The following is a 23627-nucleotide window of genomic DNA, read 5'->3' as shown; positions in this document are numbered from 1 at the left end:
GCCTTCGCCAGCTCCTACATTGAATCGTGCTGAGCCGATTATGTCTGTCGCCAGACTCGCGTCATTTGTCGCCAGCCTCGCGGCGCAATTTACCGGGTGAGGCACCGAACTCGCGCAACACGGCCGCGGCGAACGCACTCTGCGAGCTGTAACCGACCCGACAGGCGATTTCGCCAATGGGCAACGCCGAATCGCGCAACAGGCTCACGGCAATGTGCAGCCGACGACTGCGAATGTAGTCCATCGGCGTCTGCCCGCATTCCACCACGAACCGTGCGTGCAATCGCGCACTGGACAGCCCGGCAATGCGCGCCAGATCGGCGACTTGCAGTGGATAGGCCGCGTATTGATCGATGTGTGCATTCAGCGCCGCATAAGGCAGACGCCGACCGCCCACACTGTCGGGTTTGGCGTTGTTCAAACTGGCCAGCAACAGCACTGCACCTTGCTGCGCAATCAGCGGATCACTGACCTGACTCCCCGCCAGCCAACTGACCAATTGGCTTTGCCCGGCGTCCAGGGGCAGGCGCCCAGCGTTGTCGAGCATGCGGCGGCTGGCCTCGGCGTGATCGCCAAGGGACTGCGAAACCCATTGGTCGCTCGGCACATCCAGCACCAGGCAACGACTGCCGTTGGCGCTGCCGCAGGCATGATGAAAACCGGACGGCACGACTACGAAACTCTGTTGCACCACCTGACTGCCACGACCGTCGACCTCGAAATCCAGCGCGCCCGACAGCCCGAACACCAGTTGCGCGTGGTCGTGGCTGTGGACGATCAGGTCGTGGGTGTACTGGCGTAGCGTGAGGATCGGTCTCATCGCAGGTCTCCTGTGCAGGTCGCCAGTCTACACCGGGTACGGGCTGACTCGCGCTGTCACAAGACTGACTTGCCACTGTCATGGGCAATTAACCCGACCGGCGCAAGCTTGCCAAAACTTGTCCTGAGGGTTGCCCATGACCAGCGCCGAGCTCGCCAAACCCAGCCGTAAGCAACGTGTGCGGACCTTGTGGATTTCCGATGTGCATTTGGGCACACGGGACTGCCAGGCCGAACACCTGTCGCAGTTTCTCAAGGGCTATCACACCGACAAGATCTACCTGGTCGGCGACATCATCGACGGCTGGAAACTGCGCAGCGGCATGTATTGGCCCCAGGCGCACACCAATGTAATCCGTCGCCTGCTGACCATGAGCAAGCGCGGCACAGAAGTGATCTACGTCACCGGCAACCATGACGAATTCCTGCGCCGTTATTCGAAGCTGATTTTGGGCAATATTCAGTTGGTGGACGAAGCCGTGCACGTGACCGCCGATGGCCGTCATCTGTTGGTGATTCATGGCGACCAGTTCGACGTGATCACCCGCTACCACCGCTGGCTGGCGTTTCTCGGCGATTCGGCCTACGAATTCACCCTGACGCTCAACCGCTGGCTCAACCATTGGCGTGCCCGTTATGGCTACGGCTACTGGTCGCTGTCGGCGTACCTCAAACACAAGGTCAAGACCGCCGTCAGTTTCATCAGCGACTTTGAAGAAGCCATCGCCCACGAATGCGTCAAACGCGAGCTGCACGGGGTGGTGTGCGGGCACATTCACCATGCCGAGATTCGTAAGGTCGGCGAGGTGGATTACCTCAATTGCGGGGATTGGGTGGAGTCGTGCACGGCGCTGATCGAGCATTGGGATGGGTCGATCGAGTTGTATCGGTTGGCCGATGCCCAAGCGCGGGAGGCCGAGTTGAAGGCGGTTAAGGTCGTGGAGCCGGTATAACCTGCGAGAAATGGAGTGTCTGGTCGGGCCTCTTCGCGAGCAAGCCCGCTCCCACATTGGATCGTCGGTGAACACAATATTTGTGACCACCGACGATCCAATGTGGGAGCGGGCTTGCTCGCGAATGGACCGCGCAGCGGTCCCCGACATTCATCAGGCCGGCGCGTGCTCTTCCATCGCCGCCTTGTAAATCGAATTCTTCGGCTGCGCAAACAGCCGTTCCACCATTGGTTCGAAGAAGCTCAGCGGCAGCGTGTCGTACGCTGGATCAAACGCCGCCGCATCGTACCGGGCGCAAAATTCGATGGTCGCCTGATACTGCGGATGACCGCTGAATTGCTCGCGCAAATGCCGGTCCATGCCCAGGTGATGAAAGAAGTAATACCCTTGGAAAATCCCGTGCTTCTCCACCATCCACAGGTTCTCGGCGCTGACGAACGGCTTGAGGATCGCCGCCGCGATGTCCGGGTGATTGTAGGAGCCCAGTGTGTCGCCGATGTCATGGAGCAGGGCGCAGACCACGTATTCTTCGTCGCGACCATCGCGCCAGGCGCGGCTGGCGGTTTGCAGGGAGTGGGTCAGGCGATCCACCGGGAAACCGCCAAAATCCCCCTCCAGTAACTTCAGGTGCGCCACGATCCGTTTAGGCAATTGCCGGGCATAGGCGCTGAAATCTGCGGCGATGATCGCCCAGTCTTCCTGCGTCCCGTCCTGCATATGGGTAAAACGGGCATGGACATTCATCGGCTATCCTCTTGTTCTGATCGAAAGGGATGTATTGAGTGTAGGACTTGGATCCAAGGCTGCATTGGCTGCTCAAAACGCTTTTGTGGCCAATGGAGCCTAGAACGCCACGCGACCCAGAATCATGTCGCGGTACATGACGAAGTCGCCGAGCAGGCTGTAAAGAGGATGCTGAAAGGTGGCAGGACGATTCTTCTCGAAGAAGAAATGCCCGACCCAGGCGAAGCTGTAACCGGCCAGCGGCAGGGCCAGCAACATCCACCACGCGCCGTTGCCGATGGTCAGCGCCAGAATGAAAATAACCAGGGAGGTGCCGACAAAGTGCAATCGTCGACAGGTGCTGTTGCGATGTTCGCTGAGGTAATACGGGTAAAACTCAGCGAAATTGTTGAAGCGTTTGATGTTTTCCACGACTGCGATCTCTGTGGTGGCTGTTCACGCGACAAGTTGTTCTGCGGGTAGCTTATTTAAGTCTAGAGTGATCATTGGTATCAGCCAGTGACAATAGGCGCCACTTTACTATCCTTGGGTCTTGGGTCGTGGCATGCGGCCATCACGTAGAAAACGCCATGAGCGAACGAACGACTTCTGCAAGCTGGGCGATGGGGATTGTCAAAGCACTGGAAATGGACGGCCTGGATTGCCGGGTTCTGTTCAAGCAGCTAGGGCTCGACTATGCAGCACTGGATGATCCGGATGCGCGCTTCCCGCAAGATTCCATGACGCGGCTCTGGCAGCGCGCGGTCGAGCTGTCCGGCAACCCGGCGATCGGCCTGAACATGGGCAAGGTGGTGCGACCGGCGTCCTTCCATGTCGCCGGTTATGCCTTGATGTCCAGTCAGACCCTGGCCGAAGGCTTTCAACGTCTGGTGCGTTATCAGCGAATCATCGCCGAAAGTGCCGACTTGAGTTTCCGATTGCTGGATGAGGGTTATGCGCTGATTCTGACGGTCCATGGCGATCACCTGCCGCCGACCCGACAGAGTGCCGAAGCATCAATGGCCTGCGCACTGGCACTTTGCGGCTGGCTGACCGGCCGCGCGCTCCAGCCGCGCAAGGTCTTGCTGCAAGGCGATGACCCCGTTGATCTTGAACCCTATAAACAAGCCTTCCACGCCCCGTTGATGTTCAACGCACCTTATGACGCCTTGATCTTCGAGCGCGCCGACATGGAGGCACCGCTGCCCACCGCCAACGAGGCCATGGCGCGGCTCCACGACCGGTTTGCCGGCGAGTATCTGGCGCGGTTTTCCGAGAGCCGCGTGACCCACAAGGCACGGCAGGTGTTATGCCGTCTGCTGCCCCAGGGCGAACCCAAGCGCGATGCGGTGGCCCAGACGCTGCACTTGTCGCAACGCACCTTGCAGCGTCGCTTGCAGGAAGAGGGCACGAGTTTTCAGACGTTGCTGGATGACACCCGACGTGAACTGGCCGAGCAATACCTGGCGCAACCGAACATGACCTTGCTGGAAATTGCCTACCTGCTGGGGTTTGCCGATCCGAGCAACTTCTTCCGCGCCTTCCGCCGCTGGTTCGATTCCACCCCCGGCGAATACCGGACGCGGCTGATGGAAGCGCCCCTGCCGATCAGTGACGCCAGAACGCCGGGATACACAGAACAAACACCGTAATGATCTCCAGCCGGCCCAGCAGCATGCCGAACGAGAGAATCCACTTCGCGGCATCCGGCAGGCTGGCGAAGTTACCCGCCGGGCCAATCGTTTCGCCAAGCCCCGGGCCTACGCCAGACACCGTGGCGGCCGCGCCGGTAAGCGCGGTCATCCAGTCCACGCCCAGTAGCGACAGCAGCAGCGCGATGACGCAAATGGTGATGGCGAAGAAAAACGAAAAGGTCAGGATCGAGCGCACGATCTCTTCGTCGAGACGGTGGCCGTTGTATTTCTGCTTGATCACCGCGCGCGGGTGAATCAACTGGTTAAGGTTGGCCTTGAGCAGAATGTAGGCAACCTGAAAACGGAAAATCTTGATCCCGCCAGCGGTCGAACCCGAGCAGCCGCCAACAAACCCCAGATAAAAGAACAGCATCAGTGAGAAGTTGCCCCACAGGCTGTAGTCCCCCAGTGCAAAACCGGTGGTGGTCACTACCGACGTCACGTTCAGCGCCACATGCCGCAAGGCTTCCAGCCAATGCAGCTGAGTAGTCCACCAGTACCAGGTGCCTAGCACCAGCCAGGTCACCAGCAACATGCCAAGCAGGCCTTGAACCTGTTCATCCTTGATCAAGGCCCGACGGTTACCGCGCAGGGTCGCTACGTACAGGGTGAACGGTAGGGCACCGAGAATCATGATGACGACGGCGACCCAATGCACCGCAGGTTCCGGCCACTTGGCGAGGGACTGGTCGGAGGTGGAGAAACCGCCGGTGGAAATCGCCGACATCGCGTGATTGATGGCATCAAACGGGCTCATTCCAGCCCACCAGAACGCCAGGCTGCCGAGAATGGTGATGCCGACGTAGGCCGCAACGATCAAACGCGCCACCATATGCGAACGGGGCATGACCTTTTCGGAACGGTCCGACGACTCGGTCTGAAACAGCCGCATGCCACCGATGCGCAGCAATGGCAAAATCGCTACCGCCATGCCGATAAAGCCGATGCCACCGATCCAGTGCAGCAATGAACGCCACATCAGGATGCCGGGAGACATGTTGTCCAGGCCATTGAGCACCGTCGCACCGGTGGCGGTGATGCCGGACATGCTTTCGAAGAACGAGTCGGTGTAGCTGATGTGCTGGGTCAGCAGGAACGGCAGAGCGGCGAAAATGCACACCACCAGCCAGCTGCTGACGGTCAGCAGGTACATGTCTCGCGGGCGCAGATGGATGTGCTCGGGGCGCCCCGGTATCACCAGGGCCAGACCGGCGACAAAGGTGATCATGCTCGCCCAGAGGAACGACGGCAGGTCGCTGGTGCGCTCGAAGATCACCAGGGTGGCCATGGGCACGACCATGGCGATGGCCAGCGTGATCAGGAAGATGCCGATGATGAAACCAATGATCCGTAAGGTCGGCAACGCCATGAAGTCCGCTCGGGCTGATAGTAGGAAGGGCGCCATTCTACCTGCGAGGCAGGGCATGTAAACCGACGCCGTCACGACAGTTGACGCTAGAATAGCCAAACATTTTCTACAGGAGGTGGCCGATGCAGGCTCTCGACGCTTTGCTCAACCGTGTTTCCGTCCCACGACTGCTCGATCCGGCGCCCACTGCCGAGCAACGGGAAGTGTTGTTTGCCGCCGCGATGCGCGCGCCAGACCATGGCCACTTGCAGCCTTGGCGCTTCCTGACAGTCGAAGGCGCGGCGCGCGAGCAAATGGGCGAGTTGCTGGCCGAAGCGGCGAAGCTGCAAGACAGTGATGTGTCCGAAGCCTTGCTGGACAAGGCGCGCAACGGTCCGTTGCGTGCACCGCTGGTGGTTGTGGTGATTGCGCGTTTGCAGGAGCACGACAAGTATCCCAAGTCCGAGCAACTATTGGCGGCAGGCTGTGCAGCTCACGGGATTTTGCTGGCGGCCTATGCGCAAGGTATTGGCGCGGTGTGGCGTACCGGTGAGCTGGCTTATTCAGCGCATGTAGCCAAAGGCTTGGGATTGGCGGAAGGGGAAGAAGTGATTGCGTTTCTTTACCTTGGCACACCGCAGAAAGAACCGCGGGTGGCGGAGAAGGTTGACTTGACCGAGTTCGTTAGCGCCTGGCCCGGTAAGGCCTGAAGGCGTAGATTCAATGTGGGAGCGGGCTTGCTCGCGAAAGCGGTGTGTCAGACAACGATGATGTCGACTGACACTTCGTCTTCGCGAGCAAGCCCGCTCCCACAGGGTTCAGGGTTGAACCACCGCCCCCGGCACCAATGGCAATTCCAGGCTGGCAATAAACCCGCCTTCCGGATGATTGGCCAGCACCAGACTGCCGCCATGCCGTTCCGCCGCACGGCGCGCGATGGCCAGGCCCAGGCCATGCCCGGCCGCTGTTTGTCCCGGCGCCCGATAGAAGGGTTCAGCCAGCTGATTCAAATGCTCGGCCTCTACGCCGGGGCCGTGGTCGCGCACGCTGACCACAATCCTGTCGCCCTGACGCAACGCCTGCATTTCGATCGGTTGCCCGACCGGGTTAAAGCGCTGGGCATTGCGCAGCAGGTTGTCCACGGCGCGCTCGATCATGGTCGGCCAGCCTTTGAGGTTCAGTTGCGGCTCGGCCTCAAGGCGCACGCTCTGCTCGGGCGAACCCAACTGAGCGTCTTTTTGCAGGGTATTGAGCAGCGCGTTGAGATCCACTTCTTCAGCACTGGCGTTATCGGCATCGACGCGCGCCAGTACCAGGATTTCGCTGATCAGCGCTTCCAGGCGATCGCATTCACGGGTCAGGCGTGGCCAGAGTTTTTCCCGCTCCTCAGGATTGGCCCGCTCGGCCAGCGCCAAGGCAATGCGCAGTCGGGCCAAGGGTGAGCGTAATTCGTGAGACACGTCCCGCAGCAGTTGTCGCTGGCTTCCGATCAGGCTTTGCAGGCGTGCGCCCATGCGGTTGAAGTCGTTGGCCAGCACGCCGAATTCATCGCGGCGGTTGGCTAGTTGCGCCAAGCTGTTCTGTTGATACGTTGTCTGCCCCAAGTCATGCACGGCGCTTCGTAAACGGCTCAGTGGCCGGGTGATGGAAAAGGTCACCAGCAAGCTGAACAGAGTCAACACCACCAGCGCGATGCCCAGCGCACTCAACGGCCAAAGCAGGCTTTCGCGGTGCCAGGCATCCAGTTCCGGGTGCGGAACGCGGTAGATCAGCAGGTAGGTGTCGCCTGTCTTGGCGCTGGTGTATTCATCGGTCAGACGCCGCCATGGCAGGCGCCGATCGTCATTGTTCTGCCGTGCCTCGAAGGCCGCCGCTCGCCGAGGGAAGGTGCCGCGGACCACCGGGTCACCTGCCTCGTTGAGCACTTGAACGTTGATGTGATACTGACGCTTGCGCTGTTCCAGAATGTCCTGGGCGGCTTCTTCACCTTGGCTTTCGTAGGTTTGTGTCCACTGTTCGGCCAGGGTGTTGAGGCCCGGGTGGCGACTGAGAATCCACGCGTCCTGGTTGAGCATGTGCCCGAGCAGAATGGAAAGCCCTGCAACCAGAGTGATGGCCAGCCAGAAGCTGGCCAGGATACGCCAGAACAATGAGCGCACAGAAAATCCTCAAACAAACGCAATCCATGTGGGAGCGGGCTTGCTCGCGAAGGCGGCGTGCCAGATAGCACTGATGCCGTCTGACACGCCCTCTTCGCGAGCAAGCCCGCTCCCACATTAAATTGAGTGGCAACAGACCCAACGGGGTTTAGCCGTTGGGTCCAGGGTTAGCGCATTATTGCGCTTTTTGCGCTTGCTGCGCTTTCCAGGCCTTGAACTCGGCCCATTCGGCGCGACGTTCAGCCTTTTTCTTCTGGATCTCGTCGAATTGCTTCTGTTGATCCGGTTTCAGCAGTGCGCGAACGTCGGTTTCGGCTTTCTTGTGCTTGCTCGCCATCTCGTCCTTCAGGGCTTTCTGATCGGCTGGCGAGAGTTTTTCCAGGTACTTGTCGACCAATTGCTGACGCTCATGCATCTGCTCGCCCATGATCTTGCGGATTTGCTCGCGCTGTTCGCGGCTCAGGTCCAGTTGGCTGTAAGGGCCTTTACCGTGCATGCCGTGCATCTGACCGCCGTGGCGTGAGCCGTCCATGTGGTCACCCATCGGACCTGCGCCCTCAGGCATGGCCATGGCAACGGTCGGCAGGGCGGCAGCAAACATCAGAGCGATAAGAGTCTTGCGCATGGTGTATCTCCTTGTCTCGTTCCCGGTACGTTCCGGATGTGTGCAGATTACGGAGATCAAGGTCAGCGGCGGTCAGCGGAGCGTAAAGCTTGGGTAAAGACGATTTTCTACCTTCCTGACAATTCCACGATGCACCACGGTCTGGCGCAGGAGCTGCCGCAGGCCGCGATCTTTTGATTTTGCTTTTACCGACCAAGATCAAGATCAAGATCAAAAGATCGCAGCCTGCGGCAGCTCCTACGGAGGTGGTCGCAGGTCGCATCGCGTTCGGATTCAGAGGCTGTAGTAGTAACCGCGACTGCGCAGGGCAACGATGCGTGGGCGGCCGTCGGGGTGCGGGCCGATTTTTTTGCGCAGGTTGCTTACATGCATGTCCAGGCTGCGGTCGTACAGGGTCAGTTTGCGACCGAGGGCGATTTGCGCCAGTTCCTGTTTATCCAGCGGTTCACCGGGCTGCTTGAGCAGGGCTTCGAGCAGACGGCTTTCGGAGACGGTGAGGGTGAACTCCTGTTCATCGATGCTGACCACGCCACGCACCGGGCTGAAGCACAAGTCGCCCAATTCGAGCTGGCTGGAGACTGCCGTCGGATGACTGCGACGCAACACCGCGCGCAGGCGGGCTGTCAGTTCCCGCGGATCACACGGTTTGGCCAGGTAATCATCGGCACCGAGTTCCAGGCCGAGGATACGGTCCAGCGGTTCGCCACGGGCCGAAAGCATCAGCACCGGCAAATCCGGGTGGTTACTGCGCAGTTGCTTGAGCAGTTCCAGGCCGCTGCCATCCGGCAGCATCACGTCCAGCACCACGGCCGCGGGGGACGTTTCAGCCAGTGCGCGACGAGCACTCTGGCCGTCGTGGCAGGCGCGGACCTGAAAGCCTTCCTGGCTCAGCCAACTACTCAGGAGCTCACACAGCTCCTGGTCATCATCAATTAATAACAGCTCGCTCATGACTCACTCAATTTAGCCATTGCCGACGTTTTCTGGTTGCACCACTGGCGAAGATACCGCAGAGCAGGGCCGATAGCGCTACTGCGGCACCGATAACGAACCATTGCTGCTGATCTGTCAGCAGGCGTGGAAGCGGGCTGCTGGCCTGGGCTTCCTTGAGTTGCAGCTTCAGGCGCTGATTCTCTTGGCGCAACCGGCTCAGCTGGGCGCTTTCGCGTTCGCTATTGGTATTTTGCAGTTGTTTGCTCAATTCTTCTCGTTGCTGTTCGCTTGCCTTCAAGCGCTGCTGCAACTCGGTGATCTGGCTGCCGGCGCTCAAGGACAGCGGCGTCGAACTACCGCCATTGGCGCTTTCTTCACCATGGGCGGGCGCCATGATCGACAACGTCACCAACATCAGACACAACGGACCTTTGCGCATCGCAACTCCTGATTCCAATACGAGTATTGGGCAGGTTGTCGGCCGGTAAACGAGAATAATGAGCGATTGAACGCGCGATGAACCGACAAGACTCATCGCGCGGGAGAACTTTACGGGAGGACTTGCTTGAACGGCTTGACCAAAACGTTGGCGTAGACGCCTGCGGCAATGTACGGATCGGCATCGGCCCAGGCCTGTGCGGCGCTCAGCGAATCGAATTCGGCGACGATCAGGCTGCCGGTGAAACCCGCAGCACCCGGATCATTGCTGTCGACGGCCGGGTGCGGGCCGGCCAGTACGATACGACCTTCGCCTTTAAGCACTTGCAGGCGCTCAAGGTGCGCAGGCCGTGCGGCCAGGCGGGCTTCCAGGGAGTTGGCGACGTCTGTGGCAATGATTGCGTAAAGCATGTCAGTCCTCGGTTTTTGGCGTTGTGGTGTCGGCATCGTGCAGGTGGCGGGACAGGTAAATGCCCTGGGCGACCAGGAACAGCAACGTCATGCCCAGGCTGCCGAAGACTTTGAAGTCGACCCAGTAGCTCTGGAAGGTGAACGCAACGAACAGGTTGGCGGCGCCGCAAAACAGGAAAAACCCGATCCAGGCGATGTTCAGACGGGTCCAGACCGGCTCCGGCAGGGTCAGCGCGTGGCCCATGATGCGTTTGATCAGCAGCTGGTCACCGATGAAGTGGCTGCCGATGAACCCGAGGGCGAACAGCCAGTTGACCACCGGGGCTTTCCATTTCAGGAAGGTCTCGCTGTGGAACGCCAGGGTCAGGCTACCGAAGACCAGGCAGGCAATGAGGGTCAGCCACTGGCTCTTCTCCAGCTTGCGCTGCTTGATGAACAGCGTGCCATAAACCACCAGGGAGCTGATGATCAGCACTGCGGTGGCGCTGTAAATACCACCGACAGACAGTTGATAACCGCCGATGTCGACGATCCGTGGATCGATTTTGAAGACGATGAAAAACAGCAGGAGCGGGATGAAGTCGATGAATTGTTTCACAGTGGCAGCCAGAAGCAGGATGTGGCGGCATAATAACAAACATATTGACGCGCGATAGCGTCAGCTGATTTGAGGTTACACAGTCCTGTGAATGTTGATTTGCACTGCCATAGCACGGCTTCCGATGGCGCCCTCGCGCCTGCGGTACTGGTTGCGCGTGCGTTCGAGAAAGGCGTGCGAGTCCTGGCCTTGACCGATCACGACACCCTTGAAGGCCTCGACGAGGCCCGTAGCGCCGCGACGGCGCTGGGGATGCAACTGGTCAATGGCGTCGAATTGTCCTGCACCTGGGGCGGGGCGACCATTCACGTTTTGGGCTACGGGTTCGACGTCAATGCGCCGCCGTTGGTCGAGGCCATCGCGAAATTGCACGATGGCCGCTGGCTAAGGTCCGAAGAAATAAGCCGCAAGTTGGCGTTGAAAGGCATGCCGGGGGCGCTTGACGGCGCCCGGGCCATTCAACAGGAGTTGGGCGACAGCGGTAATGCGCCGGCCCGTCCGCATTTTGCCGACTGGATGGTGCGCGAAGGTTTCGTCAAGGATCGCGCCGAAGCGTTCCGCAAATGGCTGGGCGCCGGCAAACTGGGGGACGTCAAACAACACTGGCCGACCCTGGAAGACACCGTCGAAACCCTGCGCGCCGCGGGTGCCTGGGTCAGCCTGGCGCATCCCTGGCACTACGATTTCACTCGCAGCAAGCGTCGTCGCCTGATTGCCGACTATATTCAAGCAGGGGGCCACGCGATAGAAGTGGTCAATGGCCATCAACCCGCCGAACAGGTGGGCAGTTTGGCGATTCTAGCCCGCGAGTTTGGTCTGCTGGTCAGCGCCGGCAGTGATTTTCATGGCCCTGGAGGCTGGTCCGAGATCGGTGAATACCGCCCGCTCCCGGAGGATCTGCCACCACTGTGGTGTCGATTCAAACATGACCCAATTATTGCCGCCGTCTGAACAGGTAGAGAATGTGAGTCAATTTTTCCAGATTCATCCGGAAAACCCGCAAGCGCGCCTGATCAAACAGGCTGTAGAGATCATCCGCAACGGCGGGGTGGTGATTTATCCCACAGACTCTTCCTACGCCATTGGTTGCCAAATCGGCGACAAAAACGCCGTGGAGCGCGTGCGCCGGCTACGTCAGCTGGATGATAAGCACAACTTCGCGCTGATCTGCAGCGACCTGTCGCAGTTGGGGCTGTTTGCCAAGATCGATACCGGCACCTTCCGTGTGCTCAAGGCTCACTTGCCTGGCCCTTACACCTTCATTCTCAACGCCACCCGCGAAGTCCCGCGGCTGTTGCTGCACCCGAAAAAACGCACCATCGGCCTGCGTGTGCCAAGCCATCCTATTGCCCTGGCATTGCTGGAAGAACTCGGCGAGCCGCTGATGAGCGTGACCCTGATCATGCCTGGCGACACCGATCCGTTGAGCGATCCTTACGAAATGCGCCAGTTGCTCGAGCATCAGGTCGACCTGATCATCGACGGCGGTTTCGGCGGGATCAAGGCATCCACCGTGATCAGCCTCGCCGACGGCGAACCGGAAGTCATCCGCGTCGGTTGCGGCGACCCTGCGCCTTTCATGGCCGAGGCCTAGATGTCTGCAGTAGAACCCGTCGACAGCCAGGCCGGCGCCCAGCAAGAACTGCCTTTCGCCATGGTCTATGGCCAGGCGGTCATGGAAATGCCGCAGGACCTGTACATCCCGCCGGATGCGCTCGAAGTATTCCTTGAGGCCTTCGAAGGCCCGCTCGACTTGCTGCTGTACCTGATCCGCAAACAGAACATCAACATCCTCGACATCCCGGTGGCGGAAATCACCCGTCAGTACATGGGCTATGTCGAGTTGATGCAGTCGGTGCGCCTGGAGCTGGCCGCCGAGTACCTGGTGATGGCCGCGATGCTGGCCGAGATCAAATCGCGGATGCTGTTGCCCCGTGCCGAGACGATCGAAGACGAAGAAGACGATCCTCGCGCCGAACTGATCCGTCGTCTGCAGGAATACGAGCGCTTCAAGGCTGCCGCCGAAGGCATCGATGGCCTGAGCCGCGTCGGCCGCGACGTGGTGGTGCCCAAGCTCGATGCCCCGGAAGCCCGGGCGCGCAAATTGTTGCCGGATGTGAGCCTGGGAGAGTTGCTGATGTCCATGGCCGAGGTCCTGCGCCGTGGCGACATGTTCGAAAGCCACCAGGTCAGCCGTGAAGCGCTGTCCACCCGCGAGCGCATGAGCGATGTGCTGGAACGGCTCAAAGGCGGCGGTTTTGTGCCGTTTGTCGAGCTGTTCACCGCTGAAGAAGGGCGCCTGGGGGTGGTGGTGACCTTTATGGCGATCCTCGAACTGGTCAAGGAATCCTTGGTCGAGCTGGTGCAGAATGAGCCGTTCGCGGCGATACATGTCCGGGCCCGAGCCGAATAACGAGTTGAATCATGAACCTGACTGAACCCCGCGAGCTGGCGCCACTGCTTGAAGCCTTTCTGTTGGCCTCGGGAAAACCGCAATCGCTTGAACGCCTGTTCGAACTCTTCGAAGAAGGCGAGCGGCCCGAGCCCCCTGTTTTCAAGAAAGCGCTAACGATTCTGGCCAAATCCTGCGACGGCCGCGCTTTCGAATTGAAGGAAGTCGCCTCCGGGTATCGCCTGCAGATCCGCGAAAAGTTCGCACCGTGGGTCGGACGTTTGTGGGAAGAGCGGCCGCAGCGCTATTCCCGCGCCATGCTCGAAACCATGGCGCTGATCGCCTATCGTCAGCCGATCACCCGGGGCGAGATCGAAGACGTGCGCGGCGTGGCAGTCAACAGCCACATCGTGAAAACCCTGCTGGAACGTGAGTGGATCCGCATCGTCGGTTACCGCGACGTACCCGGCAAACCCGCGATGTTCGCCACCACCAAGGCGTTTCTCGATCACTTCAACCTGAAGAACCTCGACGACCTGCCGCCGCTCGCCGAACTGCGTGAGCTGGAGCCTGATCCTGTCCTCGATTTCGACGACGCTCCGGTGCCGCAAGGCTTGCAGGAACTGGCCGACGCCAGCGCTGAACCGGAAGAGCCGAAGGAGGAAACCAGTTTCCACACGCTGTTGCTGGAACTGGACACCATGGAAGAGGGGCTCAAGACCGACTTCGACGATTTGCTGCGGGATGGGGCTGTGACCGAGACCGAAGGGGAGCTGGCAGAGCCCGAGCCTGAAGCCGAAGTTGAACCTCAGGTCGAGGCTGAAGCCGAAGTCGAATCAGAACAGGAACCAGAGCCAGAGCCAGAGCCAGAGCAGGAAGATGACATTCTTGGCGTTGCCGAAGCTCGCGAAAAGCTCCTGGCCGCCGTCGCCGCGCTCGAACAATCGAAACCCGAGCCCGAGTTGACCGACGAAGAAGCCGAAGCCAAGGCTCTGGCAGAAGCAATCGAAGCCGAGCGCCGCCAGTTCGACGATTGACCCAAAGCCTGGGGGCAATGGGAATCCTTGTGGGAGCGGGCTTGCCCGCGAAGAGGGAGTGTCAGTCAACATCATTGCTGCCTGACCCACCGCAATCGCGGGCAAGCCCGCTCCCACAGGGTGTTGTGTTGACTGCGGTTAATCGAGCTCAGTGCCACCGGTCGGCGGAAAAACAAATAACCTTCCATCGATCAGCTAGTCTCTGATGCGCGAACGTCTCCATGAGCGTATGATTCGCGACCCTTCGGCGATCCCTTCGCCCAAGTTCTTCAAAAAGTACCCAGATTTACATCGCTTCAGGCAAAAACCTGAACAGACCACACCGGGAGGTGCCCAGATGAGTATCAACGACCAGAAAGACGACCAGGAAATCGGCCCTGCAGGCGAAAAGCTGCAGAAAGTCCTCGCCCGTATCGGCGTCGGCTCGCGCCGTGACGTAGAAGCCTGGATCAGCCATGGCCGCATCAAGGTCAATGGCAAAGACGCCACCCTCGGCCAGCGCGTCGACCTGCATGACGCCATCACCATCGATGGCCGGGTGATCAAGCGCGAAGAAGCCGCCGAGTCGGTACGCCGCGTGATCATGTACAACAAACCCGACGGTGAAATCTGCACCCGTAACGACCCTGAAGGTCGTCCGACCGTGTTTGACAAGATGCCGCGCCCCAAAGAAGGTCGCTGGATCAACATCGGTCGTCTGGACATCAACACCACCGGTTTGCTGATGTTCACCACCGACGGTGAATTGGCCAACCGCCTGATGCACCCATCCTACGAAATGGACCGTGAATACGCGGTACGTGTACGTGGCGAAGTCGACGACGAGATGATTGAACGCCTGAAGGCAGGCGTGGTGCTCGAAGACGGCCCGGCCAAGTTCACCGACATCAAACAGGCTCCGGGTGGCGAAGGTTTCAACCACTGGTACCACTGCGTGGTGATGGAAGGTCGTAACCGCGAAGTCCGTCGTCTTTGGGAATCCCAGGGTCTGGTGGTTAGCCGCCTGAAGCGCGTGCGTTTCGGTCCGGTGTTCCTCAACTCCGACCTGCCAATGGGCCGCTGGCGCGAAATGAGCCAGTACGAAGTTGACATTCTCAGCGCTGAAGTCGGCCTCACCCCGGTGGCGATGCCGCAAATGAACGCCAAGAGCAAAGACAAGCTTGAACGTATGCAGCGCAAATCGTCCCGTCCGGTGGGCAAGACCGAGCGCGTGCGTACCTTGCGTCCAGCCGCTGGTGCGACCGCTGCCAGCCCGCGCGAATCCCGTGAGCCACAGATCGAAGGCGAACGCCCGGCCCGCAAGCCAGCACCACGTCAGGACGGCGAGCGCGGTCCACGTACACCGCGTCCGGCCAACGGTCGCACTGAGCGTGGCGAAGGCCGTGGCGCTCCGTCCGGTGGTCGTAGCGATCGCGGCGCGCCTGCCGGTCGTGGTACGCCCGTGGCAGACCGCCCGGCCGATACCAAGCGCCCGGCCAAGCCGGCGCCGAAGAAGCGCCCAGGCATCGTGCTGGTCGACCGTGACGCGCCATCGGGCAAACGCCGCGGCGCGCCAGCCGGCTCCGGCCAGCGTCCGGGCTTTGGCCGTCGCAAGCCTGAGTAATCGGTAAGCGCTGCATGAAAAACGCCATCCTTTGGGATGGCGTTTTTTTTTGGGGCTGGTTTTTGTGATGTGGTGTTTGTGAGTCCGTCTTCGCGAGCAAGCCCGCTCCCACATTTGATCGCATTCCCCTAAGAGAACTCGGTCACCTGTGGGAGCGGGCTTGCTCGCGAAGACGTCAGCCGCATCACCGCAAATCTTGGGTTAAAACACAAACCGTCCATCAAACAGAGGGTCATCATCCAGCGCCAACACGCCACCGGAGAAGATCAGGTCCAAATGATGGCTACCTTTGGCACCTCCGCCCAAGCCAAGGTGCAAGCCGCAATGGCGCTCCTCGAACCCGGCATTGCGCGCATACAAATCTTTCACGCCTTCGTTGGTGCCGATCCCCAACTCTTCGATGCGCCGATTGGACGGATTGGCGTCCAGGTACTTGTTGAAGTCATGTTCCAGCCCCGGCACATCGGTGGCGATTTTGCTGATGGTGGAGTTTTCGATCCACAACTCCAGCGGTGACGCCAATACGCCGTACTTGCGGGCAAATGGAATCGTACTGAGGAAAGTCCCCATAAACTTCACCCGCCCATTAATGGCCTCGCTATGAGTAGCGATCTCGCCGGGCGCCAGGTCGAAGTTGCCGATACCGTTGATGTCGGTCCACTTCTTGATACTGCTCAAGGGTGTTTCGAACCACGACCCATGATCATCTTTGAAACTCAGGGTGGTGGCGTGGGACATGCGCTGGATCAAGTGGCTGTTCAACCCGGCAATTCGCTGCGGGGTGACACTGAAGGTGTCGTAGAAGTAATCGCCGTAATCCTTGAACAGCAACGACTTCTTCCAGTTCTCCGCCATCACGCCTTGTAGCGCGCGGACAAACTCCGGGCCGTCGGGACGCGGGTTGGGCAGGGTGGAAGAGTCGTAGAAGAAAATGTACAGATCGCTGTCGGTAATCGCCTGGGTCAGCAATTCGGTGGGTTCGAGGTCCAGACGCATCGCGCTGAAGCTGAACCGTGGGCTGTTACCGGCCTGTTCGGCGATGGCGCCGGTCAGTGCCTCGTAATCAGCGGTATGGCCGAGCAAGACCTTCGCCGGGTTGATACCGGCAACGGCAGGGTGATGTTCGAGGTAGTAAAGGAAATGCGAGATGGCACGTTGCTTATCCATGTAGTCCTCCCTGACAAACCGAGAAAGTGGCAGGCACGACCGGCCGGATCGTGCCTGCCGGGATGTCTTACAGAGGCCACATCGCCGTGCCGAACGGAACAACCGCGTCGGCTTGCATCATTTCGACGGCGGCATCATGGGTCGGTGCTTCAAACCAATCGTCCAGTTGCAGCTCAGTGTCCAAGTCTTTGTCCAGTGCTTGCATGGTGAATCTCCTAGATGACTTCTTCGGTAAGAACAGCGGCGTGCTTTTCACTCGTTGAAGAGCACATCAACATGCCGGTCGATGCGGCTCGGCAAGTCGCTGAAAACCTAGTTCACAGGGTTTTAGAATGCAAAAAAATAATTAAACAATTTTCATTTGAACTATTTATTCCATTTTTCGAAAGCCAATTTTCTTAATAAAAAACAGAAAACTAAACAGGACATTTACTTAGGAAGCTTCCTATCGTCAATTTACAGTCAGTGGGCTTCTGGATCTGATTTGGAAAATTTACGTTACGCCTTGTCAATAAAACCTTACGAAAAGCCCTCTTAAACCCCGTGGAATGCCGCGAGTGTAAGGTCTGTAAGGAAAACCTTCCGCCAACCGCCGGGTTTGTAGTCTTCAAGGGCTCTGGCACGCTTGTTTCGGCAGCGTATGAAGGGTGAGATGCGCCCCATGCCTGTCGTGCAGGTGCATAACAAGAAGGAGGCGCAATGTACGCCGTGACTCATCTCCATCTCTCCCCGAAGGGCGATTTTTCCGCTGCCCTTATCGATGACCTGCAAAGGTCTGACTCAATTTTTGCAGTCGCCCGAGACCCTCGAGGCGGACACAGGCAATCCCGGCAACCGACGCGCTGATCCAGCGGTGTCTGGCAGCAGGGGGTTACAGGTGTACAATGCGCCGCGTTTTAACTGTGACCCTCTGCGCAACAGCGCAAACCTCAAGGCTATCCGCCTTGTTCACTCCGCCGCGTCACGAGCGTGTCGGGTTCGATTTCGTCACAGATAAAAATAAACAGGTGACGCATGACTGTCGTAAAAACGCTGAACTCCTGGTGCCTGCGCTGGGGTTTGATCGGCGCTGCTTGAAATCGCAACCGAGCAGCAACGTCTACTGAACATCATCAAACCTTGCGTGAGACCCTTTTCATGAGTGGACAAAACTCGCATTCAGGCGAGCTGAAACGCGGCCTGAAAAATCGCCATATTCAACTGATCGCCCTCGGTGGCGCGATCGGTACCGGGTTGTTCCTCGGCTCGGCCGGCGTGCTCAAATCCGCCGGCCCGTCGATGATTCTCGGCTACGCCATTTGCGGCTTCATCGCTTTCATGATCATGCGCCAGCTGGGCGAAATGATCGTTGAAGAGCCGGTCGCCGGTTCCTTCAGTCACTTCGCCCACAAATACTGGGGCGGTTTCGCCGGCTTCCTGTCGGGCTGGAACTGCTGGATTCTGTACATCCTGGTGGGCATGTCCGAGCTGACTGCGGTCGGCAAATACATCCATTACTGGGCGCCGGACATCCCGACCTGGGTATCGGCAGCCGGATTCTTCGTATTGATCAACCTGATCAACCTGGCCAACGTCAAAGTCTTTGGCGAGGCCGAGTTCTGGTTCGCGATCATCAAGGTTGTGGCGATTGTCGGCATGATTGCCTTGGGCAGCTACTTGCTGGTCAGCGGCAACGGCGGCCCGCAAGCTTCTGTGACCAACCTGTGGGAACACGGCGGCTTCTTCCCGAACGGCGTCAGCGGCCTGGTGATGGCCATGGCGATTATCATGTTCTCCTTCGGTGGCCTGGAAATGCTCGGTTTCACCGCTGCTGAAGCCGACAAGCCGAAAACCGTGATCCCGAAAGCCATCAATCAGGTGATCTACCGGATTTTGATTTTCTACATCGGTGCGCTGGTTATCCTGCTTTCGCTGACGCCATGGGACAGCCTGTTGGCGACCCTGAACGCGTCGGGTGACTCCTACAGCGGCAGCCCGTTCGTGCAAGTGTTCTCGATGCTTGGCAGTGACACCGCCGCGCACATCCTCAACTTCGTGGTCCTGACCGCGGCGCTGTCGGTGTACAACAGCGGCACTTACTGCAACAGCCGCATGCTGCTGGGCATGGCCGAGCAGGGCGATGCGCCGAAGGCCTTGTCGAAGATCGACAAGCGTGGCGTGCCGGTGCGTTCGATCCTGGCGTCGGCTGCCGTGACCCTGGTCGCGGTGCTGCTGAACTACCTGGTTCCGCAACATGCACTGGAACTGTTGATGTCGTTGGTGGTGGCCACTCTGGTGATCAACTGGGCGATGATCAGCTTCTCGCACTTCAAGTTCCGTCAGCACATGAACAAGACCAAACAGACGCCGTTGTTCAAGGCTCTGTGGTACCCGTACGGCAACTATGTTTGCCTGGCGTTCGTGGTGTTCATCCTCGGCGTGATGCTGCTGATCCCGGGCATCCAGATCTCGGTGTACGCGATTCCGGTGTGGGTCGCGTTCATGTGGGTCTGCTACGGCATCAAGAACAAGCGTCGTGAGCGGCATGCTTTGCAGGCTGCAGGTTCCGCTGCCAAGTAAGTGCAAAACGCATAAACAACAAACCCGGCCCTGTGCCGGGTTTGTTGTTTATGGGTTCCATACACGCTCCCACAGGGGCCGCATTTCTTCTGTCTAATCGCGGTATTCTTGTTGTTCTGAATACGGACTTTTTTCCATGCTGGTGATTTCCAACAACGTGCATCTGCCGGATGCCGAGATCGAATTGACGGCCATTCGCGCCCAGGGCGCCGGTGGGCAGAACGTCAACAAGGTCTCCAGCGCCGTGCACCTGCGCTTCGACATTCCGGCCTCGTCCTTGCCCGAGTTCTACAAGGAACGGCTGCTGGCGCTGCGCGACAGCCGCATCACCAGCGACGGCGTGTTGATCATCAAGGCCCAGCAATACCGTACGCAGGAAGCCAATCGCGCTGATGCGCTGGAGCGGTTGACCGAGTTGATCCTCAGCGCCACCAAAGTGGAAAAGAAACGCCGCCCGACCAAGCCGACCCTCGGTTCGAAGAAGCGTCGGCTCGAATCCAAGACCAAACGCGGCAGCATCAAGGCTGGACGCGGCAAGGTGGATTTCTAGCGGGTGTTGCGTTCCTCCCTGTACTTTGGCGCCTGCCGGTACAAGTAAACGCTCAGTGCCAGGCCACTCAGAGCAGCCAATGCGGCAAACAGGAAGATTGAGGCAAACCCGAATCCAGCCGCAATCGCACCGGCTAGTGGCCCGGTAATCCCCAGCGACAAATCGATAAACAGCGAGTACGCCCCAACCGCCGCGCCACGGCTGGAGGCGGGTACCAGGTTGACCGCTTCCACGCCCAGCGCCGGGAACACCAACGAAAAGCCGAAACCGCTCAGCGCCGCACCGGCCAGTGCCCAGTGTGCATCGGGTGCCAGCCACAGCAGCAACAACCCAAGGGTTTCCACTGACAGGCAGGCAATCGCCACGCGAAAGCCGCCGAGGCGGTTGATCAGGTTACCGAACAGCAATCGCGCACCGATAAAACTGGCGCCGAACAGGCTCAGGCACAGCACCGCGTTGGACCAGTGCTGAGTGGCGTAATACAGGGTGATGAATGTGGCGATGGTGCCAAAGCCGATGGAGCCCAAGGCCAGACCACAACCGTGAGGAAACACCCGCCCCAGCACGTGCATGAACGGCAGGCGTTCGCCTACAACGATTGGTGCAGCGGTTTTTGGCCAGGCCAGCGCCAGGCCCAGAACGGCCAGCAGCACGATGCTCACGCCCATGCTCCATAAACCCAACTGACTCACCAGCAGCACCCCCAGCGGCGCGCCGACCGCCAGCGCGCCGTAACTGGCGATGCCGTTCCAGGAGATGACTTTGGCGGTATTCGCCGCGCCGACCCGGCCGATGCCCCAGCCGATCGACCCGGAACCGACCAGGCTTTCTGCGCTGCCGAGCACCAGTCGGCCGATCAACAGGCTGATCAGGCTCAACATCGGCAGGCTTTGCGTCCAGGCCGAAATCAACATGAACACACCGCTCAAACCACAGCCGGCGAGGCCGTACATCACCGCCAGCTTGCTGCCCTTGTTATCGATGATGCGCCCGGCGTAAGGGCGGCTGAGCAGGGTGGCCAGGTATTGCACGCTGATCACCAGCCCTGCGATCACGGCGCCGAAACCGAGGTCGCTGTGGACATAGCCCGGCAATACGGCCAGGGGAATGCCGATATTCAGGTAACCGATGAACGTGAACAGGACGATGGAAACGACTTGCAGCGTGACCGCCATGGGGCGCTGGGTTTCTGGCATGGGTAAAGATCCACGGGGCAGCAGGATAGATAGGCTGCTTATGATAGCGGCGCGGACGGTCGCGGGTCGTGAAAAAGTAAAACTATTTGCCGGATGGGGATAATCAGGATTTTGCGGGGGCAACCAATTGCGTCGTGACCAAGGCGGCCAAGGCGTTTTCTTCGCTGCCGAAGCGGGCCAGCAGAGCGGCTTGTTTCTCGGGGGAAAGGCGGTTCCAGATCTCGATCATCTTCTCGGCGGTGCCGATCAGGACGCTGGCCTGAGCTTCGTTGAAGGTGACGCTGGATTCATCGGTCATGGGAAAGCTCAAGGTTCAGGCGGTGTGGAAAGCGCATATTAGCGCTTTCCACACGGTCTGGTCGTGCGGGTGTATCAGTCTTCGCTGTCGGCCTGGCGGCGTTCAGGTGCTTCTTTCGTCTCGGGCTGTTGGGCACCGGCTTGTTGCGTGGTTGTCTGCTCAGTTTCGTGCAGGCTTGGGAAGGGGAGATTAGGGATCTCGTGCATGTCGCGCTCCTCGCTAAGTCTGTTGATAGATCTGGTAGATCCGCGCTTTTAAAAAAGCCTGCGCAGGATACAGCAGGAGAAATGACAAATAGACTTTTATATCCAATTGTTGCGACGGATGGGATTGTCTAGACAGGTCAGCAAGAGGGGGCGACACCGTGCAAATGTGGGAGCGGGCTTGCTCGCGAAAGCGGAGTGTCAGGCAACGATGATGTCGACTGACCCTCCGCCTTCGCGAGCAAGCCCGCTCCCACAAAGTGACTTGCAGTGCTTGATGGTTACTTGCAGACGTCAGCGATAGCTTCGGCCAGCAAGTCCAGGCGCGTTGCATCAATCCCCGCCACGTTAGCCCGGCCCGAGCTCACCATGTACACGCTGTGATGCTCGCGCAGCTGTTTGACCTGTTCCGGCGACAAACCGGTGTAGGAAAACATCCCGCGTTGCACACCAATGTGCGCAAATTGCTCGCGCAAACCATGGGGTTCAAGTGCTTCGACCAGACCGCTGCGCAACTGCGCGATACGCAAACGCATGGCTTCCACTTCGTCGGCCCAGCGGCTTTTCAGCTCTGGATCGCCGAGGATGGTCGCGACCACGGCGGCGCCATGATCCGGTGGCGTCGACCACAGGTTACGGGCGATGTTGGCCAGTTGGCTGCGGATATCCACCAGTTTGTCGGCGGTTTTCGCGCAGACAATCAATGCGCCGGTGCGGTCGCGGTACAGGCCGAAGTTCTTCGAGCAGGAACTGGTGATCAGCACTTCCGGCAACTCGGCGGCGAACAGCCGGGTCGACCAGGCATCTTGCTCCAGGCCGTCGCCAAAGCCCTGATAGGCGAAGTCGATCAGTGGCAGCAAATCGCGACTGCGCACCACGTCCAGCACCCGACGCCAATCGTCATGGGACAGGTCGAAACCGGTCGGGTTGTGGCAGCAGGCATGCAGCAGCACCACATCGCCCTTGGGGGCTTCATTGAGCACCGCCAGCATCGCTTCCACATCGAGACGATTGTCGCTGCCCACGTATGGGTAATGACTGACCCTGACCCCGGCCGCCGCGAAAATGGTTTCGTGGATCGGCCAGGTCGGGTTACTCAACCACACGCCACGGCCCGGCAGGCATTGGGCGATGAAGTCAGCGCTCAAGCGCAATGCACCAGTGCCGCCCGGCGTTTGAGTGGCGCCGGCCCGTTGTTCGGTGATCAGCGCCGAATCAGCGCCAAGCACCAACTCATTGATGACCTTGCCGAACGCTACATTGCCGTGACCGCCGATGTAGGTCTTGGTGGATTGACGCTCCACCAGGTGCTGCTCGGCGAGCTTCACCGCTTCGAGGATTGGCGTCAGGCCCTGGGCGTCTTTATAGACACCCACGCCGAGGTCGAATTTGCGCGGGTTAGGGTCCAGCGCATAGGCCTCCATCAGGCCGAGAATCGGGTCGCCAGGTACTCGACCGATGGCGTCGAAATGCATTATTTGCGGCCCTCGGCGTTCTTGGCCACTTCGTCAGTGCGCGCGGCCATGATGAAGTCGTTGCGGTGCAGGCCTTTGATGGAGTGGCTCCACCAGGTCACGGTGACTTTGCCCCACTCGGTCAACAGGCCTGGGTGATGACCTTCGGCCTCGGAGATTTCACCGACGGCGTTGGTGAACGCCAGCGCGTGTTTGAAGTTCTTGAACAGGAAAACTTTTTCCAGCTGCATCACGCTGTCGCGGACTTCGATGTTCCAGTCAGGGATTTGCTTGATCAGGATCGGCAATTCTTCGTCGCTGACTTGAGGGGCGTCGGCGCGGCAGGCTTCACAATGGGCTTGGTTTAATGTGGACATGATGGGTTCCTGAAATCGAATTATTGGAAATCGGCCGTCAGTGTCACCACGCTAAACCAAAGCGGTGGTTCCTGACAGACTCACTTGATT

General features: G+C 59.4%; 27 protein-coding genes. 10 read left to right on the top strand and 17 right to left on the bottom strand.

The window, feature by feature from the left end; all coding sequences use genetic code 11:
• Positions 1-61 precede the first annotated feature (61 nt).
• Complete coding sequence (locus KVG95_RS25685) at positions 62-820, bottom strand: helix-turn-helix transcriptional regulator (protein WP_123720652.1); 759 nt, start codon at positions 818-820, stop codon at positions 62-64.
• A 136-nt stretch (positions 821-956) separates the two neighbouring features.
• Between KVG95_RS25685 and KVG95_RS25680 the strand changes: the two genes are divergently transcribed.
• Positions 957-1772, top strand: a complete 816-nt coding sequence (locus KVG95_RS25680; protein ID WP_217858394.1) for a UDP-2,3-diacylglucosamine diphosphatase — start codon at positions 957-959, stop codon at positions 1770-1772.
• A gap of 153 nt (positions 1773-1925) precedes the next feature.
• Here the strand turns inward: KVG95_RS25680 and KVG95_RS25675 are convergent, their stop codons facing one another.
• The gene (locus tag KVG95_RS25675; RefSeq protein WP_217858393.1) at positions 1926-2516 is read right to left on the bottom strand and encodes an HD domain-containing protein; all 591 of its coding nucleotides are present in this window, start codon (positions 2514-2516) and stop codon (positions 1926-1928) included.
• Positions 2517-2615: 99 nt separating this feature from the next.
• A complete protein-coding gene (locus tag KVG95_RS25670) occupies positions 2616-2927 on the bottom strand; it encodes an Mpo1-like protein (protein ID WP_052966758.1) in 312 nt (103 codons plus the stop codon).
• A gap of 158 nt (positions 2928-3085) precedes the next feature.
• Between KVG95_RS25670 and KVG95_RS25665 the strand changes: the two genes are divergently transcribed.
• Positions 3086-4147, top strand: coding sequence for an AraC family transcriptional regulator (locus KVG95_RS25665; RefSeq protein WP_217858392.1), 1062 nt, complete (start codon positions 3086-3088; stop codon positions 4145-4147).
• On the opposite strand, the gene KVG95_RS25660 is transcribed toward KVG95_RS25665, so the two are convergent.
• The gene (locus KVG95_RS25660) at positions 4104-5558 is read right to left on the bottom strand and encodes a TrkH family potassium uptake protein (RefSeq protein WP_052966756.1); all 1455 of its coding nucleotides are present in this window, start codon (positions 5556-5558) and stop codon (positions 4104-4106) included. The genes KVG95_RS25665 and KVG95_RS25660 overlap by 44 nt on opposite strands.
• Before the next feature lie 122 nt (positions 5559-5680).
• Between KVG95_RS25660 and KVG95_RS25655 the strand changes: the two genes are divergently transcribed.
• Positions 5681-6247 (top strand): NAD(P)H nitroreductase, encoded by a 567-nt coding sequence (locus KVG95_RS25655; RefSeq protein WP_123720656.1) that lies wholly within the window; start codon positions 5681-5683, stop codon positions 6245-6247.
• Positions 6248-6355: 108 nt separating this feature from the next.
• On the opposite strand, the gene KVG95_RS25650 is transcribed toward KVG95_RS25655, so the two are convergent.
• The 6 genes from KVG95_RS25650 to KVG95_RS25625 form a co-directional block, all read right to left on the bottom strand.
• Positions 6356-7696: a sensor histidine kinase gene (locus KVG95_RS25650; protein WP_217858391.1), complete on the bottom strand. Its 1341-nt coding sequence runs from the start codon at positions 7694-7696 to the stop codon at positions 6356-6358.
• Positions 7697-7871: 175 nt separating this feature from the next.
• Complete coding sequence (locus KVG95_RS25645) at positions 7872-8321, bottom strand: Spy/CpxP family protein refolding chaperone (protein WP_217858390.1); 450 nt, start codon at positions 8319-8321, stop codon at positions 7872-7874.
• 273 nt (positions 8322-8594) lie between these two features.
• The gene (locus KVG95_RS25640) at positions 8595-9272 is read right to left on the bottom strand and encodes a response regulator transcription factor (RefSeq protein ID WP_052966752.1); all 678 of its coding nucleotides are present in this window, start codon (positions 9270-9272) and stop codon (positions 8595-8597) included.
• 7 nt (positions 9273-9279) lie between these two features.
• Complete coding sequence (locus tag KVG95_RS25635; protein WP_052966751.1) at positions 9280-9693, bottom strand: SH3 domain-containing protein; 414 nt, start codon at positions 9691-9693, stop codon at positions 9280-9282.
• A 110-nt stretch (positions 9694-9803) separates the two neighbouring features.
• Positions 9804-10103, bottom strand: coding sequence for a YciI family protein (locus KVG95_RS25630; RefSeq protein WP_007984134.1), 300 nt, complete (start codon positions 10101-10103; stop codon positions 9804-9806).
• Position 10104: 1 nt separating this feature from the next.
• The gene (locus KVG95_RS25625; protein WP_008010987.1) at positions 10105-10701 is read right to left on the bottom strand and encodes a septation protein A; all 597 of its coding nucleotides are present in this window, start codon (positions 10699-10701) and stop codon (positions 10105-10107) included.
• Between the two features lie 87 nt (positions 10702-10788).
• On the opposite strand from KVG95_RS25625, the gene KVG95_RS25620 reads away from it, so the two are divergent.
• From KVG95_RS25620 to rluB, 5 genes are all read left to right on the top strand, one after another.
• Positions 10789-11652, top strand: coding sequence for a PHP domain-containing protein (locus KVG95_RS25620; RefSeq protein ID WP_052966750.1), 864 nt, complete (start codon positions 10789-10791; stop codon positions 11650-11652).
• 13 nt (positions 11653-11665) lie between these two features.
• Positions 11666-12295 carry an L-threonylcarbamoyladenylate synthase gene (locus KVG95_RS25615; protein WP_052966766.1) on the top strand — a complete coding sequence of 210 codons (630 nt, stop codon included), beginning with the start codon at positions 11666-11668 and terminating at the stop codon, positions 12293-12295.
• Entirely contained in the window at positions 12296-13114 is an 819-nt protein-coding gene (locus tag KVG95_RS25610) for a segregation and condensation protein A (RefSeq protein WP_496197652.1), read from the top strand. It abuts the gene before it with no gap.
• An 11-nt stretch (positions 13115-13125) separates the two neighbouring features.
• Entirely contained in the window at positions 13126-14130 is a 1005-nt protein-coding gene (gene scpB, locus KVG95_RS25605; protein WP_217858389.1) for an SMC-Scp complex subunit ScpB, read from the top strand.
• 337 nt (positions 14131-14467) lie between these two features.
• Entirely contained in the window at positions 14468-15733 is a 1266-nt protein-coding gene (gene rluB / locus KVG95_RS25600) for a 23S rRNA pseudouridine(2605) synthase RluB (RefSeq protein WP_123360728.1), read from the top strand.
• Positions 15734-15934: 201 nt separating this feature from the next.
• Here rluB and KVG95_RS25595 read toward each other — a convergent pair whose 3' ends face one another.
• Complete coding sequence (locus KVG95_RS25595; RefSeq protein WP_217858388.1) at positions 15935-16900, bottom strand: M29 family metallopeptidase; 966 nt, start codon at positions 16898-16900, stop codon at positions 15935-15937.
• Positions 16901-16967: 67 nt separating this feature from the next.
• On the bottom strand, positions 16968-17105 hold the full coding sequence (locus KVG95_RS25590) for a hypothetical protein (protein ID WP_038979531.1): 138 nt from the start codon (positions 17103-17105) through the stop codon (positions 16968-16970).
• 932 nt (positions 17106-18037) lie between these two features.
• Between KVG95_RS25590 and KVG95_RS25585 the strand changes: the two genes are divergently transcribed.
• The gene (locus tag KVG95_RS25585; RefSeq protein WP_217858387.1) at positions 18038-19459 is read left to right on the top strand and encodes an amino acid permease; all 1422 of its coding nucleotides are present in this window, start codon (positions 18038-18040) and stop codon (positions 19457-19459) included.
• 136 nt (positions 19460-19595) lie between these two features.
• The gene (gene arfB, locus KVG95_RS25580) at positions 19596-20009 is read left to right on the top strand and encodes an alternative ribosome rescue aminoacyl-tRNA hydrolase ArfB (RefSeq protein WP_003222786.1); all 414 of its coding nucleotides are present in this window, start codon (positions 19596-19598) and stop codon (positions 20007-20009) included.
• On the opposite strand, the gene KVG95_RS25575 is transcribed toward arfB, so the two are convergent.
• The 5 genes from KVG95_RS25575 to KVG95_RS25560 form a co-directional block, all read right to left on the bottom strand.
• Positions 20006-21205 (bottom strand): MFS transporter, encoded by a 1200-nt coding sequence (locus KVG95_RS25575; protein WP_123720664.1) that lies wholly within the window; start codon positions 21203-21205, stop codon positions 20006-20008. The two genes, arfB and KVG95_RS25575, sit on opposite strands and share 4 nt — an antisense overlap.
• A 103-nt stretch (positions 21206-21308) precedes the next feature.
• A complete protein-coding gene (locus KVG95_RS25570; RefSeq protein WP_217858386.1) occupies positions 21309-21503 on the bottom strand; it encodes a hypothetical protein in 195 nt (64 codons plus the stop codon).
• Positions 21504-21577: 74 nt separating this feature from the next.
• Complete coding sequence (locus KVG95_RS30055; RefSeq protein ID WP_007902501.1) at positions 21578-21709, bottom strand: hypothetical protein; 132 nt, start codon at positions 21707-21709, stop codon at positions 21578-21580.
• A gap of 278 nt (positions 21710-21987) precedes the next feature.
• Positions 21988-23181, bottom strand: coding sequence for an amino acid aminotransferase (locus tag KVG95_RS25565; protein WP_225923308.1), 1194 nt, complete (start codon positions 23179-23181; stop codon positions 21988-21990).
• Complete coding sequence (locus KVG95_RS25560) at positions 23181-23537, bottom strand: 4a-hydroxytetrahydrobiopterin dehydratase (protein WP_010457024.1); 357 nt, start codon at positions 23535-23537, stop codon at positions 23181-23183. Before KVG95_RS25560 ends, KVG95_RS25565 begins: the two co-directional genes overlap by 1 nt.
• Between the last annotated feature and the right edge of the window lie 90 nt (positions 23538-23627).

This window comes from Pseudomonas farris (assembly GCF_019145235.1).
In the GTDB taxonomy this organism is placed as follows: Bacteria; Pseudomonadota; Gammaproteobacteria; order Pseudomonadales; family Pseudomonadaceae; genus Aquipseudomonas; species Aquipseudomonas farris.
Note: the sequence above shows the minus strand (reverse complement) of the source record. Positions and strands in the feature narration are given on the sequence as shown.